Here is a 16,167-nt window from a genome sequence, read left to right as displayed (position 1 = left end):
CCCCCCCCGGCTCACCGGACGCCGTTATCGCTCACGACGGCGGCCCACCGGTTCCGCTCCTCCACCAACAGGAACGATTGGATTTCCCATGCCCTCTCCAGCCCTCCGATTTACCCGAAAAGGCGCCGCCGGCGCCGCCGCCCTCGCGGTCTCTGCCCTGACCGCCGGACTGGCCGGTTTCGGCGCAGGCCCGGCCACCGCCGTCGAACCCCACCCTCAGACCGCAACGCCGATCAAGCACGTGGTGGTGATCTTCCAGGAGAACGTCTCCTTCGACCACTATTTCGCCACCTACCCCAAGGCCGCCAACACCGCCGGCGAAACCCAGCAGGGCAGCGGCACCCGTGCGGCCTCCTTCACCGCCGCGGACGCCACGCCGAAGGACATCAACACCCTCGCCCACGCAGGCCTGCTCGCGCCGAACAACCCCAACTCCGTCCAGCCGGAGCGGCTGTCGCCCCTGCAGGCCGTCACCTGCGACCAGGACCACGGGTATTCGGCCGAGCAGAAGGCCTACAACGGCGGCGCGATGGACAAGTTCGTCCAGTTCACCAGCCGCGACGCCTGCGGCACCAACCAGTACGGACGCCCCGGCCTCACCATGGACTACTACGACGGCAACACCGTCACGGGCATCTGGAACTACGCCCAGAACTACTCGATGAGCGACAACCACTTCAGCACCGTCTTCGGCCCCTCCACCCCGGGCGCCCTGAACCTCATCTCCGGCCAGACCCACGGTGCCACCGAATACACCGCCGCCGGGCAGCCGGTGGCCACGCCCGCCTCCGGAAGCAGCGCCGTCCGCCAGCCCGACGCGAACGGCGTGGGCACCGTCATCAACGACCCCGACCCCGTGTACGACGACTGCTCTAACAACAGCCACGCCAAGACCGGCAACCTGGCCGGGATGACCGGCAGGAACATCGGCGACCTGCTCAACGCGAAGGGCGTGTCCTGGGGCTGGTTCCAGGGCGGCTTCACGCCGACCGCCGCCGCGACGGGGACCAGCCCGGCGTCGTGCCTGTCCGGCCACACGAACGCCGCGGGTGCCAGCGTTGTTGACTACTCCCCGCACCACCAGCCGTTCCAGTACTACACCTCCACCGCCAACCCGCACCACCTGGCACCGGCGTCTGACGCGGAAATCGGCCACAACGGCCAGGCCAACCACCAGTACGACCTCACCGCGTTCAACAAGGTGGTGGACACCGGCAACCTGCCCGCGGTGTCCTTCCTGAAGGCCGGCATGTTCCAGGACGGCCACGCCGCGTACTCCGACCCGGTGGACGAGCAGAACTTCGTCACAAGCACCGTGAACCGGATCCAGAGCTCCCGGAACTGGGACAACACCGCCGTCGTGCTGGCGTACGACGACTCGGACGGCTGGTACGACCACGTCGCCGCGAAGGTGAGGAACTCCTCCAACTCCGCCGACGACGCCGCCTGGTGCCAGAGCGCCGCGGCCAGCGGCATCCCGATGGCCGGCGGCTACGCCGACCGCTGCGGCCCCGGCCCGCGGCAGCCGCTGGTGGTCATCTCCCCCTACGCGAAGAAGAACTTCGTGGACCACACCGAGACCGACCAGGCCTCGATCCTGCGGTTCATCGAGGACAACTGGAACACGGGCCGGATCGGCGACGCCTCGGCCGACGCCACAGCGGGCTCCGTGAATGCCATGTTCAACTTCCACCACCAGCGCAACGACAAGGTCCTGCTCAACGAACAGACCGGCGCCGTCGCATCCATCAGCCACAGCTCCCTGAAGTAGCACCCTTGGTCCTGCCCCGGACCATCCTTCATCAGAAACGCCACCCGGCAGCCGCAGGGTGGCGTTTCTGTTGTGAGCCCGACAGCGGGGCGGCACTTCGCGCTGCCGCCGTGTGAGCAGACGGATACAAAAACGAAACGTTGGATCGACGCCCTGAAACATGCCGTGACTACGCTGATTCCTACCTGAGAGCGGGTCATCCGCAGGTCAATTGAAAGGAAGCAGCTGAATGCTTTGGAATACCTTGAACCTGTTTTTCAGTTCCTCGTGCAATGACGGAAAGGCCCCTTTTGGCCAGGCCGGGCCGACCAGTGATTTTCCGCAGGGCAAGCTCACGTCCGCACCCTGGGAAGGCTGGTGGGACAGCCCCACGCAGGCGTGACGGGCGGGTGGGGTAAGCTCGCCGCAAGTGGTCCGGCACGGCAGAAGGGCATCGCGTGGCAGAGCTCGACGGCAGTACGTCACTCGAGGACCAGGGGCTGCCGCTGACGGCCCTGGCCGTGGCTGCCGGCCGGGCGGTCGAGGCGTCGAGGCCCGACCCGCTCGTGGCCGACCGGTTCGCTTCAGCCCTGGTGGTGGCCGCGCGCTCCCATCTGGACCTGCCGACGGTGTGGCCTGCCCAGCCCTCGGAGGCTCCTCCCCTGGAGCAGCCCCTCCTGCTGGCGTCCATCTATATCGGGATGCGGACCAGGTTCATCGACGATTTCCTGCAGTCCGCCTCCACCGCCGCGCAGACGGTCGTTCTGGGCGCCGGACTGGACACCCGGGCTTTCAGGTTGCCGTGGCCGGCCGGCTCCAAGGTCATTGAGATCGACAGCGCCAACGTCCTGGAGTTCAAGGCCCATGTGCTGGGCCGGCTGTCCGCGGAGCCCGGGTGCGAACTGATTTCCCTGCCCGCCGATCTCTCCCTGCCGTGGCGGGAGCCGCTCCTGGCCGCCGGCTTTGACCCGTCGCAGCCCACCACGTGGGTCGTCGAGGGCCTGCTGCCGTACCTCGATGCCGCCGCGCAGCACGCGGTGCTGGGCGAAATCGCGGCGTTGTCGGCGCCGGGGTCCCGGGCGGTGATTGAGCAGGCCGTGCCGATTCCCCGGACCGATGACATGGAAGCCAAGCTGCGCGAATTCAGCGAGCAGACGGGCCTGCCCATGAGCGAGCTGCTGGCGCGGTCCGATCCGCCGGACCCGGCGGCACTGCTCGAAGCGGCCGGCTGGCGCTGCAGCGGCCACACGGTGGAGGACCTGTGCTCGCTGTACGGCAGGGTGCTGTCACTGGATACTTCAACTGAAGCCGGAGCGGGCGTGCCCGACGACGAGCAGCCCGGACCGCAGGACCAGGGCCAGGACCAGTCGCGGGGCGGCTTCGTCACCGCGTGGCTGCCGTAAGCCGGCTCCGGCAAATTCAGTGCCTCGCAAATTCAGTGCCTCGCAAACTCAGTGCCTCAAGTCGCGGGTGACGCAGGTGTGGCGAGTTCCGCTGTGATTTGGTCCGTCCAGGCGTCGATGGCCGCCCAGTTCCGCAGGTCTCCGAGCCGGCCGCCGGTGAGGCGGAACAATGACCGCAGCGGCGCCGCCATCTGGCTGGCCTCGTAGACTCCGGAAAAGACAGCGTGGCCGCGAAGCGGAACGTCCTGGAACTGCGTCTGCTCCAGGCGTTGCTGCTGCAGTACCGCACCGCGCTCGCGGAACAGCTTGGGCAGGCCGTCGGACATGCCCACGCTGAAGGCCCAGACAGGCCATTGGGCCAACTCGGGCCCATGCTGTGTGAGGAACGCTAAGGCCGGAGCCAGCCACGCCTGGTTGTGAACGGCGCTGCCCACCACCACAGCTTCGTAGCCGGAGACGGAACCGACTTCCGCCACGGACCGGCACTCAACCTCGCCCAGTGCATCCGCCATACGTGCAGCGATGTGTTGGGCTATTTCGCGGGTGGAACCCCGCGCACTTGCGTAGGCAACAAGAACAGCCATGGTCGAGCCTCCCTTTCCTTCCCCCATTCTGCGGGAACGGGAGCCGGATGGAACCTGCCATTGGTCCCAACGATGCCGTTAACCTCACCGCCACCTTCCCGCAGACAGCAGGCCACCTGGCCTCACTAGGGTTGTCGGGTCGGCGGCTCAGCGCCGACCACCGACTTCCGGGAGGAACCACCACCATGCGCAAAGTCCTGACCGCAGCGGCCGCCGCCGCGCTTTTCACAACAGGCATTGCCTCAGGGGCGGGAACCGCCGTCGCCGCGCCCACCGCGGAGGCCGGCACGCCGTCGCCGAACGCCGCAGGAACCACCGCGCCAGCGGTCAAGACCAACGAGAGCAACGGCTCCTTCGACCTGCAGGCCCACCGCGGCGGCCGGGGCGAGTGGACCGAGGAGTCGCTGGCCGCATTTGCCAACTCGCTGAAACTGGGCGTGAGCACGCTGGAGCTGGACACCCACCTGACGGAGGACGGCAAGGTCATTGTCTGGCACGACGACACGATGCAGGCCAACAAGTGCGCCGACACCGCGCCGGCTACGCCCAACGACCCCGAGTTCCCCTACGCCGGCGACCGTGTGGCGGACCTTTCCCTGGCCCAGATCAAGACGCTGAACTGCGGCTACACCCAGCTGGCCGGCTACCCGGAACAGCAGGTGATCGAGGGCAACCGCGTCGCCGAGCTCAAGGACGTGTTCGCGCTGGCCAACGAGTACGGCGCCAAGAAGGTCCGCTTCAACGTGGAGACCAAGGTGGAGGACGGCCGGGCCGGCGGTCCCGATTCTGTGGCGCTGACCAAGGCCGTGGTCACCGAGATCTACATGGCGGGCATGTCCGGCCGGACCACCGTGCAGTCGTTCGACTGGTCCACGCTGAACTACACCAAGAAGATCGCCCCGCAGCTGCCGCTCGTGGCCCTCTCCAGCGGCGATGCCTGGCTGCAGGTGGGCAAGCCCGGCGCTGCCCCGGAACTCGGCGGCATCGACATCGACGATTACGACGGCTCGCTCGCCAAGGCCGCGAAGGCCCAGGGCTACGACGTCATCTCGCCCGCGTTCGCGTCCGTCACCCCGAAGATGATCGCCGAGGCCCACGAGTTCGGCCTGCCGGTGATCCCGTGGACCGTCAACACCACGGCGGACATGGCGCGCCTGATGGACCTCGGCGTGGACGGCATCATCACCGACTACCCCACCCGCCTGCGCACGCTCATGCAGGAACGCGGGCTGAAGCTGCCGAAGGCATACGCCCCGGCTGACTGACCGGGCCTGTCACCGCTGACCGCCGTGATTCTTCCGTCGATTGCTCTGTAACTGCCGTTTTGCGGCTGCATAAGGGCAGTTGCGGAGCAATCGATGGGGCCAGCGGCAGCGCAGAGGCGTACGACGGCGGGCCGTCCCCTTCTCGGGGCGGCCCGCCGTTTTGCTTCCCCCCGACTGACTACTTGTCGCCGACCAAAAGTTTTTTACCAAACCCGTAACCTTTGTGACTGAATTTACGATCCACAGAGTGCGGAGAGAAAACCGCAAAGTTGAACGCAACTATTTTCGTCAACGGAGGGTCTCATCTCATGTCTCTGTTCACTCTTACTGGAAACAGGCTGGCGGCCACCGTGATCGTCGCCGGAGCCTTGGTGGTAAGCGGGACTGGCTGTACTGCCATCACCGCGTTCCTGCAGGACGGCCGCACGGTCTCGGACGCCGAATCACCGTCGCCTGCTCCCACAGAAACCGAATCACCGTCACCTACTCCCACGGCCACGGAGACGGAAACGCCGTCGCCGAGCCCAACGGCCACCGAAACCGAATCACCGTCGCCGTCCCCGACGGCCACCGAAACCGAATCACCGTCACCCACTCCGACGCCAACAGAATCGGCCACGCCGAGCCCGTCCCCCACTGAGTCCGAGGAGCCGACCCCTGCGCCGACCTCCGCTCCCAAGGGACCGGACGCCACCGGCCCGGCAGCCTTCGGCCTCTGCAACGCCTTCACCCACGGCGGCCTGGGCCACAAGTCCACGGCGCGTGCTGCGCTTGTCAGGGCGGCGGGCGGCGAAAGCAGGATCGTCACTTACTGCGTGAACATCACGGCCAAGCGCCACGCACATGACGATGATGCCCGCGAGAGCTCGACCGGCCAATCAGTAACTCGCCGTTCCGGCGCGGAGCAGAAGGACCGGCGGGCGGACCGGCAGACCGAGCAGCGGGTGGAGCAGCAGAGCGAGCGGCGGGCGCAGCAGCGTACCGAGCGGCGCGTGGAGCAGCCGGGTCGGGCGCCGGCCCGTGGTTCGTGGGACGGTGCACGCCACGACTCTGACAACTCGCGGGGGCACTCCGGCAATTCGCATTCACACGGCAACTCGCATTCACATTCCGGCGGACGCAGGTAGCCTGTCAGCAGGAGGAACGTCGGGCGGGGGACGGCCAGTTCACCCCGTCCGGCGCCACATCCGAAGGATGCCCGGGACAGGGCATCCGCACAGGGGGCGAATGCAACCGGTCAAAGGTGATCCCACGACGCCTGGTCAATCCGACGAGGGCGCCTTTTGTGCTGTCTACCGCGAATTTTCGCCCTCCGTGCTGAGCTATCTTCGGGCCCGCGGCGTGGAAGATCCGGAAGGATCAACACAGGAGGTCTTCCTGGCCCTGTACCCACAGCTCGGGCAGGTGCGCGGCGGGCCGAGCGGGATCAAGTCCCTGGTCTTCTCCATCGCCCACGCGCGCTACGTGGACGAGCACCGGCGCCGCAGCAAGGCCCCGCCGACCACCGGGTACAACCCCGAATCTGACCCGCGCAGCGATCCTTCCGCCGAGGAACAGGTGCTGGCATCGGAGAGCACGGCGAACGTGAAGGCGCTGCTTGAACCGCTGCAGCAGGACCAGCAGGAGGTCCTCGCGCTGAGGATCGTCGCCGACCTGTCCCTGGAAACGACCGCGGAAATCATGGGCAAATCGCCAGGAGCCATCAAGCAACTGCAGCGCCGGGCCTTGTGCCGGCTCAGGAAACTCCGCCACCTAATGAGAGAAGGCTCGCCATGACCGATGCAGGCAGGAGGCAAGAAGAGCGCCGGCTCGACGACGAGCGCTGCGTGGACGGGCTGCTCGCGGAGGCGGGTCTTCCGGACGACGCCGAGCTGCGCGCCCTGCTGCTGGAGATGCGGAACCAGCGGGTCACGGAAGTGCCGGAGCCTTCGCCGGAACTCGCCGCCTTGCTGGGCCAGCCCAATACAGCCGAGGTGATCCGTCTCGCGGACCGGCCCCGCAAGCAGCCGGGGAAGGGGCGCATCGTCTTCACCACGCTGGCTGTGGCGGCTTCGCTGGGCGTCGCCGGCGGGGCGGCAGCCGCGAACGACGGTCTGCGCAGCCAGGCCGAGGGAACCATCAGCAGCATCATCGGTTCGTTCTTTCACCCCGCGCCAGCCAAGCCGGCGCCTGTCTCCCCCGCGCCGACTTCCCCTGCTTCTGCACCGGAACCCAAGCCGGCACGGACACCCGAGCCGGCACGCGCCGTCGTCCTTCCCTCCCCCGTGTCCGTTCCCAGTGTCCCCGCCGCTGTTCCGGCTCCCCGGGCAGAACCATCCGTCGTCCACCAGAGCGAGGACGCGCGGCCCAGGCACGGACGGCGCCCGCAGGACGACGTCGAATCCGGGCGTTCAGCCGGGATGACGCAGACGGGAGGAAAGCCGGCAGATACCGGGGCCTCCCGCCACGCTGACGCGCCGCGGTACGGGCATGACCGGTCAGCGTTCGAGCGCCGGGAGTTTGACCGGCGAGCGTACGAACGGCAGGCATACGAACGGCAGGCATACGAACGGCAGGCATACGAACGTCCGGCGCGCGGAGCGGAGACGTCCGGCCCCAGAAACGCGCAGGGCCACGGGCGCCACGGCGGCGGCGCCGGACAGGACGCCGGCCATCCCAGAACGGCTCATGGCCAAGGCGGCGGCAGGCGGTAGACGGTGGTGGTACCGACGCCGACGCAGCCGTAGACGGCGTAATTCTCCCTGTGGGAGCCCCGCGTCAATTTGCGCAAGCTGGGCCGGGTCAGTCGCGAAGCGGAATTCCCCTCGCATCCTGACGGAAGTAGTTGGCGCCGGCGAGGATCATGATGCCCTCAATGACGCCCCAAAGGCCCACGAGCCCGAACGTGAAGACCCCCACAAAAAGCGTGAGGACGAGCTGAATCACGCCAATGGCTGTGTACCCCAAGTAGAAGCGGTGGATGCCCAGTCCACCCAGAAAGATGCCGAGGAGGCCAGCCGCGATCTTGGATTTGGGCTGCGGGTAGCCGTAGGCCGGGTACGGCATCGGAGGCTGCTGCGGCATCTGCGGATAGTGGCTGTTCACGTGCTGCATGGCGGCGGGCGCCTGGTACTGCTGCGGTGGCGTGTAGTTCTGGTACTGCGCAGGCGCCGGGGGCAGCTGCTGGGCGGGCGGCACCGTCGGTGCAGGCGCGACGGGCGACGAATTCCACGCCGGCTGGCTTGAGTCATAGGCCGACGGCTGTGGCGCCGCAGGCAATTCAGGTTCAGGAGCGGCAGCAGGCTGTTCGGCGCCGGGGTGTGTCATGGTTATGCCTTTCGAGGTAGTGATCATGCAGCCCAAAGCTCAAGGGCAAGCGCTCACCATCGAAAGACGGCATCCCCCAAGAAAATCAATGTGCCGCCATAATTCTGGCCCATCGAAGTTTGATTTGCCGTGTATGTCGGCGGACCCTTCCGTCCGTGCCGATCAGGAGGTGCTTGCCCTGGCATTGACGCGCCGTTGGACTGCAGCCGAGGGGCAGGAGTTCCATAAGCTTTGCGCAGGTTTTGCTCATCAATCAACCTGGTGGCGACCGTGGATGGCATTCTGAAATGGCAGCCGGGCCACAACATGGGGAAATAAATGAGCAATGAATATCAGCTCGTCGACGGGTCGCCGCGGTACGGCACCCGACATGACGAAACACCACAGGATACCGGCGCGGCACAGTCGCCACGCGTCGAAGAAACCGCCGAAGCCGCGGCACGACTCGGCTTGGACCACGTCGCCGCGGCCATCGACCGGAGGCTGACCAGCCCCTGGGCCGAGAAGGAAGACGCCGTTCAGGCCCTGCGTGCCCAGTACCCGGAGGAACTGGCCTCCGCCCGCGCCCTGGTCAGGCTTCACCTCGGGTCGCAGCGGCAATGGCGCCTCAAGGCCCAGGCGGTCCGCGACAAACAATTGGCTGCCACGATGCACCGCCGCCGGATGTCGGGAAGGGCCAGGGAGATTTTTCTGCTGCGCCTTGGCCTGATGCTGGCCCTGATCGCCCCGCCGGTGTACGTGCTGACCACCAGCCGCGAAGACATCCTGAAGCTGGTGCTGACCGGCGTCGTCTGCATCGCCGCCGCCTTCGTCGGAGGTCACTTCCTGACTGTTCGGGCACGGGTTCCCGTAATGCCGAACATCCGCGGCACCTGGCTGGCTGAACTCCGCAACGACGTCATTAACGCGACCCTCGTGGCCATCCTCCAGAACAAGGGCGTGGAGCTTGACCGCATGACAGTGGCGGCCGGTCAGCGCGGCTGGGACAGCATCACGACGGCGGCGAAGGCCGTGGACGCGCTGCAAGGCTGAAGCGCCGGCGATCCTGAAGCTGCCGTTTTCCTTCGCTGTTTTGCCAAAAATGGCCGCCTGAACGCGTCGCCAGGCGGCCATTTTTCGTCATGCCACGGGGGTTGGCTTCGACAGGCCCAGCTGACGGGCTCAACCTGGGCTCAAACGGCCGCGAACGGGCCTTCCTGGACCAGGTTCTCGGGGCGGTTGCCTGCGGCGATGGCTTCGAGCTGGCGGGCCAGGAGCTTGACGATCCGCGGTTCGAAGGCCGAAGCATTCCCGCCGACGTGGGGCGTGATCAGCGCGTTCTCCGAGCCCCACAGCGGGTGGTCGTTCGGCAGCGGTTCCGGATCCACGACGTCGAGGGCGCAGTGCAGCCGTCCGGACAGCACCTCCGCGGTCAGGGCCTCGGTATCCACCACAGGGCCGCGGCCCACGTTCACCACCAGGGCCCCGTCCGGCAAGGCCGCCAGGACTTCGGCGTCGACCAGCCGGTAAGTAGCGTCGCTCAGCGGCGTCACGGCCACGAGGACGTCATGCGTTGCCGCCAGGGAAACGAGGTCGGCCGCGGCATGGACCTGGCCATGCCCGTCCGTGCGGGCACTGCTGCCCACCCGCGTCAGCTCCACCTCGAACGGCGTCAGGCGCTTGGCGATCTCATGCCCGATCCCGCCGACGCCGAGGAGCAGCACCCGGCGGTCGGCCAGAGACGGGCGGCGCTGCGGACGCCAGCTCCCCGTCTGCTGGTCCCGAACCGCGGCGTCGATGCCGCGGAGCTTGGTCAGGATGAGCCCGACGGCGAGTTCGGCGGTCGCCGCCGCATGCACGCCGGCGGCGGTGGCGACGGCGGCCGCCGGACCTGCCGCCTCCGGCACGCCGTCGTACCCCGTGGACTGGGTCTGGACCAGCTGAAGGTTGCCCGCTTTGCTCAGTGAACCCAGCACGGCACCGGCATCGATGTAGGGCAAAACCACCGCATCAATATCCGCCAGGGCAACGTCCTCGGGGTCGGATTTCAGGTCCCACACGGTTCCCCTGATCCCCTCCGGGAGGGGCGAAAGGCGTGCCAGAAGGTCCTGGTCGGGAAAGCTGACGGTGCTGATCGAGGGCATGCGGCGTCCTTTTTCGTGAGCGGCAGACCCCGGCAAAAGGCCTGTTGACCACCCGGATTGAATCTGCGAAACTTTTCTCATATGCGATCATCATCGCATCAAGACTGAGGCGTGGCAAGGGTGCCGCCGGAAGGATTCATCAATGATGACGACGACGACGTTTCCACCCATCGTGGTGATGGGCGTATCGGGCTGCGGCAAGTCAACCGTGGGGAGCCTGCTCGCACAGCGGCTCGGCCTGACGTTCATCGACGGGGACGACCTCCACCCCGCAGCAAACAAGCAGAAGATGGGCTCAGGCACCCCGCTGAACGAGGACCGCCACCCCTGGCTTGCCGAAATCGGCAGGACCCTGAGGGGCGGAACCGCCGACGGCAGGAACATCATCGTGGCCTGCTCCGCGCTCAAGCGCCGCTACCGCAACCAGCTCCGGGCCGAGGCCGGCAACATACTATTCCTGCACCTGACGGGCGATCCTGAAACACTGAGCAGCCGCGTGGCCGGCCGGCAGCACGAGTTCATGCCCGCGGCCATGCTCGCTTCCCAGCTCGCCGCCCTCGAGCCGCTCGACGCCGACGAGCTCCACCTGCTCCTGGACATCCGCGAGTCCCCGGCCGCCCTTGTGGAACAGGCCCGCCAGGCGCTCATGAACGGCAGTGCTCTGCGCGCCGCCGGGTCACCCGCCTGACCAAAGTCCCCCCGCAGACCCCACCGCGAACCTTTTACGTCCCAGAAACAGAAAAGGGTTGACGGATGAAAAAAGAAACGCGAAACTTTTCTCATATGTGATTGGCATCTCAACTCCAGCCAGCGCATTCAAACCCTCCAGACCCTAAGGCTGAACCCCATGGCAACAACGCTCGAACTCACCGTCCGCACCGCACAGTGGACCCGCCCGTCCCGGGAGCTGGTCAAGGCTTTCGAGAAGTTCCCGGTGGCCAACATCGGCGACGCAATGGAGCGCCTGGGCCTGGTGGACGGCAACATCAACCCCGTCTGGGCCGGCGCGCACTGCGTCGGCTCGGCACTGACCGTCCTGGGCGCGGCCGGCGACAACGCGGCCGTCATCGAAGCGCTGAACTACATCGAGCCCGGCGACGTAGTGGTCATCAACGGCTTCGGCCACGAGCACCGCGCACTGGTGGGCGAGCAGCTGTCCCAGCGCTTCGAGGCCGCCGGCGCCACCGGCGCCGTCATCGACGGCTACATCCGCGACCGCGCCACCATCACCGAAATCAAGTTCCCGGTCTTCGCCCGGGGCACCACCCCGGCCGGCCCGTTCAAAAACGGCCCCGGTGTCATCGGCGAACCGGTGGCCATCGGCGGCATTGTCTGCTCCCCCGGCGACATCGTCGCCGCCGACGACGACGGCGTCGTCATCATCCCCCAGGCCCGCGCCGCGGAAATCCTGGAACGCGTTATCGAAGTCGCCGCGCATGAGGCCGAAATGACGGCCGAAGTCACGCGCGAATACAGCTAATCCAAGCTTCTCCCGCATCAGGGACCCTCCTAGACTGAGAGAACTCCAATGACTAATTCATCGACGGAATCAGTGGACCTCAACACCGCTCAAGTACAGATCGTCACAGCTGACGGCAAGATGGTGCGCAAGGCGACCTTCGCCGGCACCATGGGCTCCTTCGTGGAGTGGTACGACTACGGCATCTACGGCCTCCTCACCACCTACCTGGCCATCAACATCATGGGCTCGAAAGACCTCGGCTCCCTGCTGCTGACCAACGTCGGCTTCCTGGTGAGCTTCCTGGCCCGCCCGTTCGGCAGCGTGATCTGCGGCTACCTCGGCGACAAGCTGGGACGCAAGAACCTGCTCGCCGTGCTCCTGCTGCTCATCTCGGGCGCCACGGCCTGCATTGGCCTCATCCCGTCGTCGTCCGTCATCGGCTGGGCCGCACCGGCGCTGCTGATCCTGTTCCGCATCCTGCAGGGCTTCTCCGCCGGCGGTGAGGTGGCCGGCGCCATGGCGTTCGTGGGCGAATACGCCCACAACCGGCACCGCAACTACAACATGAGCTTCATCGCCGTCGGCTCCTTCTGCGCCCTCCTCTTCGGCAGCGGCCTGTCCGCGACGCTGATCACCACCCTCGGCGACGCCACCATGGAATCCTGGGCCTGGCGCGTGCCGTTCCTCTTCGCGCTGCCCCTGGGCTACATCGGCTACTACATCCGCTCCAAGATGGAGGACACCCCGCACTTCGCAGCACTCCGTGACCGGAACCAGGTGGAACGCAACCCGCTGCGCGCAGCCCTGACGTCCAAGCGCCACCTGAAGGCCATCGCGCTGACCATCTTCCTCCCGGCAGTCAACGGCCCCGGCTACTACCTCCTGTTCGCCTACATGCCCACCTACCTGAAGACCCAGCTGGGCACCGGCAACAACTTCAGCATGGTACAGGCCCTGACCGTGACCGCCTTCAGCCTGGTGGCCATCATCATCTCGATCCCGCTCATGGCCCGCCTGTCCGACCGCATCGGCCGCAAGCCCGTGCTCGCCGTCTCCGCTGTCCTGATGGCCGTGGTGTCCTACCCGATGTTCGCGATGATCACCACCGGCAACATGGTCATGGCCTGCATCGCCACCGTGGTCATGGCCATCGCCTTCTCCGGGCACGCCGCCGTCGTCCACACCGTCCTGACCGAAATATTCCCGACCACTGTCCGCTACAGCGCCTACAGCATCGGGTTCAGCATCAGCACCATCATCTTCGGCGGCAGCGCCCCGCTGGTCATGACCGAGGTCATCAAGGCCACGGGCAACAGCATGGTCCCCGCGTACGCCTCCATCGGCACCGCCATCATCACCCTGGTGTCCGTGTTCTTCCTGAAGGAAACCAAGGGACTGCCGCTGCAGACCCACTAAAAAGCAAAGCACGACGGCGGCCTGCCGCCCTTGCCGGCCGGCCGCCGTCGTCGGACCATAAGCACCACAACCTGAACCACCGGGAGCAAACCTTGAGCATCAATTCAGTGGCCGTCGTCGCAGACCTCGGCGAAAGCTACGGCAACTACACTATCGGCGACGACGACGCCCTCCTGGGCCTGGTCACCGCCTCCAACATCGCGTGCGGCTTCCACGCCGGCGATCCGCGCGTCATGGACGCCACGGTGAAGTCCTGCGTGGAGCGCGGCATCGAACTCGGTGCCCACCCCGGCTACCCGGATTTGGTGGGCTTCGGCCGGCGCCTGATCGAAGCCAGCGAAGAGGAAATCCGCACCGATGTGCTCTACCAGATCGGCGCCCTGGACGCCTTCGCCCGCATCCACGGCGGCAAGATCAGCCACGTGGCCCCTCACGGCCGGATGGGCAGCATCGCCCAGACCGACGCCAAGCACGCCCGCGCCATCACCGACGCCATCAAGGCATATGACCCCTCCTACATCGTGATCTGCCAGAACGGGCTGCTGGCCGACGAGTCACGCAAGCGCGGACTCGAGGTGGGCTACGTGTTCCTGGCGGACCGCGGCTACGGCGAGGACGGCATGCCGGTCTCCCGCAACACCGAGGGCGCGCTCCTGCACGACCCCGAGGAGATCGGCCGCCGCGTGGTCCAGGTAGTCACCGAAGGCACCGTCCGCGCGGTCACCGGCAAGGTGGTCCCGCTCGGGCACGACGCCGACGTGGTCCTCCTGCATGGCGACCACCCGCAGGTCCTCGAAAACGGCACCGCCCTCCGCAAGGCGCTGGAGGCTGCCGGCATCACGGCCACCGGCCTGCAGGAAGTCCTCGCCGAGAAGGCCCGCCGGGCCGCCGCCTAGCTTTTTCCGTCGCCACTTTTTCCCCTCACCACCGTCACCTGACACGAACCAAGGAACCATGAGCATCCAGCCAGCGCCCGAGCAGCCGACGTCCCGATTATTCGAGATCGAGGCGACACCATTCGGCGACTCGGGCCTGATGCTGAAGGCGGCGGCCGGCACGGCGGAAGAGCGCCAGGCCGGAAGCCGCCGGCTCCGCGAGCTGGTGTTCGAGCTGAAGCCGCACGGGCTGCTGGACGTGGTGGCCGGCGCGGATTCGGTACTGGTGGAGTTCGATTGCCTGGCCGTCAGCCACAGCCAGCTCGCGCAGACGATCCGGCTGGCGGCGTCCGGCGGCGGGCTCCCCACAGCCGGGGCGTCCGCCGCCGGACGCGCTGCCGAGCTCTTCGAGATCCCGGTGGTGGTCAGCGAGGCCTTCTCCCCCGACCTTCCCGGCGTAGCCGACGAGCTCGGCATCAGCCAGGAAGCGGTACTGGGAATCCTGGAGAACACGGAACTGTCCATCAACCTCCTCGCCTCCGCAATGGCGCCGATGATGGGCAGCCTGCCGTTCCCCGGCCAGGTCAGCCGCTGCCGGGAACCGCGCACCAACGTGGACCCCGGATCGGTCATGGTGGCCGGCACCAGCGCCATCATCCAGCCTTTCCCCGGCCCCAGCGGCTGGAAAGTCATCGGCCGCACACCCCTGACCGTGTGCGACATCCGCGAAGACCCGGCCACGTCCTACACGCCGGGCGACCGCGTGCGGTTCCGCGTCATCCCGGAGAGCGAATGGGACGCCCTGGAGGGCCGCTTCCTCCGGGCTGCTTCGGCGACCGCCGCGCATGCCGGCCGGACCGCCGCCAGCCCCGCCGCTGCACCAACTTCCGGAGGGACCCCCGATGGCAACCACTGAACTGACCGTCGGACTGAAGATCCGCGAGGCCGGCTGGCTCTCCACGTTCCAGGACCTTGGACGGGAACACTCCGAATACATGGGCGTGCCCTGCGGCGGCGCGGCCGACCAGCATTCAGCCTCCGTCGCCAACATCCTCGTGGGAAACCTCCGCTCCGCCACGTGCATCGAAATCATGGGCGGCCGGTTCAGCTTTATCCCCGACGCCCCGGTGCTGATCTCCGTCACCGGCGCCCCGGCGGACCTGACCGTCAACGGGGAAGCCGCCGCGATGTGGGAGCCGGTCTGCGTCCCCGCCGGCGCACGCGTGGTCATCGCCAACGCGCGGGGCGGCATGCGCAACTACCTTGCCTTCAGCGGGGCTCTCGCCACCGGACTGTTCATGGGCAGCGCCGCGCCGGAAGCGCGCATGGGCTTCCCGCAGCAGATCGGCGCCGGGCAGGACCTCAAGCTCCGCACCAGCTACGCAGGCTTCGAGCACCCATACCTGTCCCAGCCCCTCTTCCGGCTGCCGGTGCCAGTCCCGGCTTTCAGCCCGGGGACCTGGCGCGTCGACATCGTGGAGGGCCCGGAAACCGCCGCCGCACCCGGGATCACGGAACTGCTGGCCTCCCGCGAGTACACCGTCACGGCCAAATCGAACCACGTGGGCCTGCGCCTGGACGGCCCGGTGGTCCACCCGGAGGGGCTCGGCGAAATCGTGTCCCACGGCGTCCCGATCGGCGCGTTCGAGATCCCCCACGGCGACGAACTCATCATTCTGGGCCGGTACCGGACGCTCACGGCCGGCTACCCGATCGTCGCCTTCGCCACCAAGGCATCCCTGCCGATGCTCGGCCAGGCCCGGCCCGGCCAGAAGATGACCTTCCGCTGGGTCAGCAATGCAGAAGCGGTCGAAAGCTACCGCGAACAGCAGCGGCTGCTTACCGTCCTCGAGGACCGGGTCCGCAGCCTGTTCGCCGCCGTCCGGCTGCCGCACGCGTCTGTGCTGGCCACCGCCCCGGCCGCGGCCTGAGTTCACCAAACTGGCGCTTGACCCAGCCAACCAAAAGATGAGAAACTTTTCT

General features: G+C 67.2%; 16 protein-coding genes. 13 read left to right on the top strand and 3 right to left on the bottom strand.

All coding sequences use genetic code 11. From position 1 onward, the window contains the following. Positions 1-88 precede the first annotated feature (88 nt). Positions 89-1,771, top strand: a complete 1,683-nt coding sequence (locus tag ACFRAH_RS02810) for a phospholipase C (RefSeq protein ID WP_377989392.1) — start codon at positions 89-91, stop codon at positions 1,769-1,771. Positions 1,772-2,208: 437 nt separating this feature from the next. Next, complete coding sequence (locus ACFRAH_RS02805) at positions 2,209-3,153, top strand: SAM-dependent methyltransferase (protein ID WP_377989391.1); 945 nt, start codon at positions 2,209-2,211, stop codon at positions 3,151-3,153. Between the two features lie 56 nt (positions 3,154-3,209). On the opposite strand, the gene ACFRAH_RS02800 is transcribed toward ACFRAH_RS02805, so the two are convergent. Continuing rightward, entirely contained in the window at positions 3,210-3,737 is a 528-nt protein-coding gene (locus ACFRAH_RS02800) for a flavodoxin domain-containing protein (protein WP_377989390.1), read from the bottom strand. A 47-nt stretch (positions 3,738-3,784) separates the two neighbouring features. Here ACFRAH_RS02800 and ACFRAH_RS02795 point away from each other — a divergent pair, with 47 nt between their 5' ends. The 4 genes from ACFRAH_RS02795 to ACFRAH_RS02780 all read left to right on the top strand — a co-directional run bounded on the left by ACFRAH_RS02795 (position 3,785) and on the right by ACFRAH_RS02780 (position 7,695). Next, entirely contained in the window at positions 3,785-5,002 is a 1,218-nt protein-coding gene (locus tag ACFRAH_RS02795; protein ID WP_377989389.1) for a glycerophosphodiester phosphodiesterase family protein, read from the top strand. 308 nt (positions 5,003-5,310) lie between these two features. Further along, complete coding sequence (locus tag ACFRAH_RS02790) at positions 5,311-6,129, top strand: hypothetical protein (RefSeq protein WP_377989388.1); 819 nt, start codon at positions 5,311-5,313, stop codon at positions 6,127-6,129. A 100-nt stretch (positions 6,130-6,229) separates the two neighbouring features. After that, complete coding sequence (locus ACFRAH_RS02785; RefSeq protein ID WP_377989387.1) at positions 6,230-6,778, top strand: RNA polymerase sigma factor; 549 nt, start codon at positions 6,230-6,232, stop codon at positions 6,776-6,778. Beyond that, positions 6,775-7,695, top strand: a complete 921-nt coding sequence (locus ACFRAH_RS02780) for a hypothetical protein (protein ID WP_377989386.1) — start codon at positions 6,775-6,777, stop codon at positions 7,693-7,695. Before ACFRAH_RS02785 ends, ACFRAH_RS02780 begins: the two co-directional genes overlap by 4 nt. A gap of 88 nt (positions 7,696-7,783) precedes the next feature. On the opposite strand, the gene ACFRAH_RS02775 is transcribed toward ACFRAH_RS02780, so the two are convergent. Next, positions 7,784-8,308 carry a TM2 domain-containing protein gene (locus tag ACFRAH_RS02775; RefSeq protein ID WP_377989385.1) on the bottom strand — a complete coding sequence of 175 codons (525 nt, stop codon included), beginning with the start codon at positions 8,306-8,308 and terminating at the stop codon, positions 7,784-7,786. A 318-nt stretch (positions 8,309-8,626) separates the two neighbouring features. On the opposite strand from ACFRAH_RS02775, the gene ACFRAH_RS02770 reads away from it, so the two are divergent. Beyond that, positions 8,627-9,340 (top strand): hypothetical protein, encoded by a 714-nt coding sequence (locus ACFRAH_RS02770; protein ID WP_377989384.1) that lies wholly within the window; start codon positions 8,627-8,629, stop codon positions 9,338-9,340. A gap of 140 nt (positions 9,341-9,480) precedes the next feature. Here the strand turns inward: ACFRAH_RS02770 and ACFRAH_RS02765 are convergent, their stop codons facing one another. Beyond that, entirely contained in the window at positions 9,481-10,431 is a 951-nt protein-coding gene (locus ACFRAH_RS02765) for a 2-hydroxyacid dehydrogenase (RefSeq protein WP_377989383.1), read from the bottom strand. 142 nt (positions 10,432-10,573) lie between these two features. Here ACFRAH_RS02765 and ACFRAH_RS02760 point away from each other — a divergent pair, with 142 nt between their 5' ends. From ACFRAH_RS02760 to ACFRAH_RS02735, 6 genes are all read left to right on the top strand, one after another. Further along, positions 10,574-11,119 carry a gluconokinase gene (locus tag ACFRAH_RS02760; RefSeq protein WP_377989382.1) on the top strand — a complete coding sequence of 182 codons (546 nt, stop codon included), beginning with the start codon at positions 10,574-10,576 and terminating at the stop codon, positions 11,117-11,119. Positions 11,120-11,278: 159 nt separating this feature from the next. Further along, a complete protein-coding gene (locus ACFRAH_RS02755; protein ID WP_377989381.1) occupies positions 11,279-11,911 on the top strand; it encodes an RraA family protein in 633 nt (210 codons plus the stop codon). Between the two features lie 48 nt (positions 11,912-11,959). Beyond that, the gene (locus tag ACFRAH_RS02750) at positions 11,960-13,309 is read left to right on the top strand and encodes an MFS transporter (protein WP_377989380.1); all 1,350 of its coding nucleotides are present in this window, start codon (positions 11,960-11,962) and stop codon (positions 13,307-13,309) included. Positions 13,310-13,401: 92 nt separating this feature from the next. After that, entirely contained in the window at positions 13,402-14,205 is an 804-nt protein-coding gene (locus tag ACFRAH_RS02745; RefSeq protein ID WP_377989379.1) for a LamB/YcsF family protein, read from the top strand. Between the two features lie 58 nt (positions 14,206-14,263). Continuing rightward, a complete protein-coding gene (locus ACFRAH_RS02740) occupies positions 14,264-15,100 on the top strand; it encodes a carboxyltransferase domain-containing protein (protein WP_377989378.1) in 837 nt (278 codons plus the stop codon). Continuing rightward, positions 15,087-16,115 (top strand): biotin-dependent carboxyltransferase family protein, encoded by a 1,029-nt coding sequence (locus ACFRAH_RS02735; protein WP_377989377.1) that lies wholly within the window; start codon positions 15,087-15,089, stop codon positions 16,113-16,115. Before ACFRAH_RS02740 ends, ACFRAH_RS02735 begins: the two co-directional genes overlap by 14 nt. Positions 16,116-16,167: the final 52 nt, after the last annotated feature.

Source organism: Arthrobacter sp. NPDC056727 (assembly GCF_042790555.1).
Classification (GTDB): Bacteria; Actinomycetota; Actinomycetes; order Actinomycetales; family Micrococcaceae; genus Arthrobacter.
The sequence above is the reverse complement of the archived record's forward strand: the minus strand, read 5'-3'. Positions and strand labels throughout refer to the sequence as shown.

Bases quoted from the DNA above. Each gene is read 5' to 3' on its own strand.
- ACFRAH_RS02810 (WP_377989392.1), top strand. From the start codon at position 89: ATGCCCTCTCCAGCCCTCCGATTTACCCGAAAAGGCGCCGCCGGCGCC.
- ACFRAH_RS02800 (WP_377989390.1), bottom strand. From the start codon at position 3,737: ATGGCTGTTCTTGTTGCCTACGCAAGTGCGCGGGGTTCCACCCGCGAA.
- ACFRAH_RS02795 (WP_377989389.1), top strand. From the start codon at position 3,785: ATGGAACCTGCCATTGGTCCCAACGATGCCGTTAACCTCACCGCCACC.
- ACFRAH_RS02790 (WP_377989388.1), top strand. From the start codon at position 5,311: ATGTCTCTGTTCACTCTTACTGGAAACAGGCTGGCGGCCACCGTGATC.
- ACFRAH_RS02785 (WP_377989387.1), top strand. From the start codon at position 6,230: ATGCAACCGGTCAAAGGTGATCCCACGACGCCTGGTCAATCCGACGAG.
- ACFRAH_RS02780 (WP_377989386.1), top strand. From the start codon at position 6,775: ATGACCGATGCAGGCAGGAGGCAAGAAGAGCGCCGGCTCGACGACGAG.
- ACFRAH_RS02775 (WP_377989385.1), bottom strand. From the start codon at position 8,308: ATGACACACCCCGGCGCCGAACAGCCTGCTGCCGCTCCTGAACCTGAA.
- ACFRAH_RS02770 (WP_377989384.1), top strand. From the start codon at position 8,627: ATGAGCAATGAATATCAGCTCGTCGACGGGTCGCCGCGGTACGGCACC.
- ACFRAH_RS02765 (WP_377989383.1), bottom strand. From the start codon at position 10,431: ATGCCCTCGATCAGCACCGTCAGCTTTCCCGACCAGGACCTTCTGGCA.
- ACFRAH_RS02760 (WP_377989382.1), top strand. From the start codon at position 10,574: ATGATGACGACGACGACGTTTCCACCCATCGTGGTGATGGGCGTATCG.
- ACFRAH_RS02755 (WP_377989381.1), top strand. From the start codon at position 11,279: ATGGCAACAACGCTCGAACTCACCGTCCGCACCGCACAGTGGACCCGC.
- ACFRAH_RS02750 (WP_377989380.1), top strand. From the start codon at position 11,960: ATGACTAATTCATCGACGGAATCAGTGGACCTCAACACCGCTCAAGTA.
- ACFRAH_RS02740 (WP_377989378.1), top strand. From the start codon at position 14,264: ATGAGCATCCAGCCAGCGCCCGAGCAGCCGACGTCCCGATTATTCGAG.
- ACFRAH_RS02735 (WP_377989377.1), top strand. From the start codon at position 15,087: ATGGCAACCACTGAACTGACCGTCGGACTGAAGATCCGCGAGGCCGGC.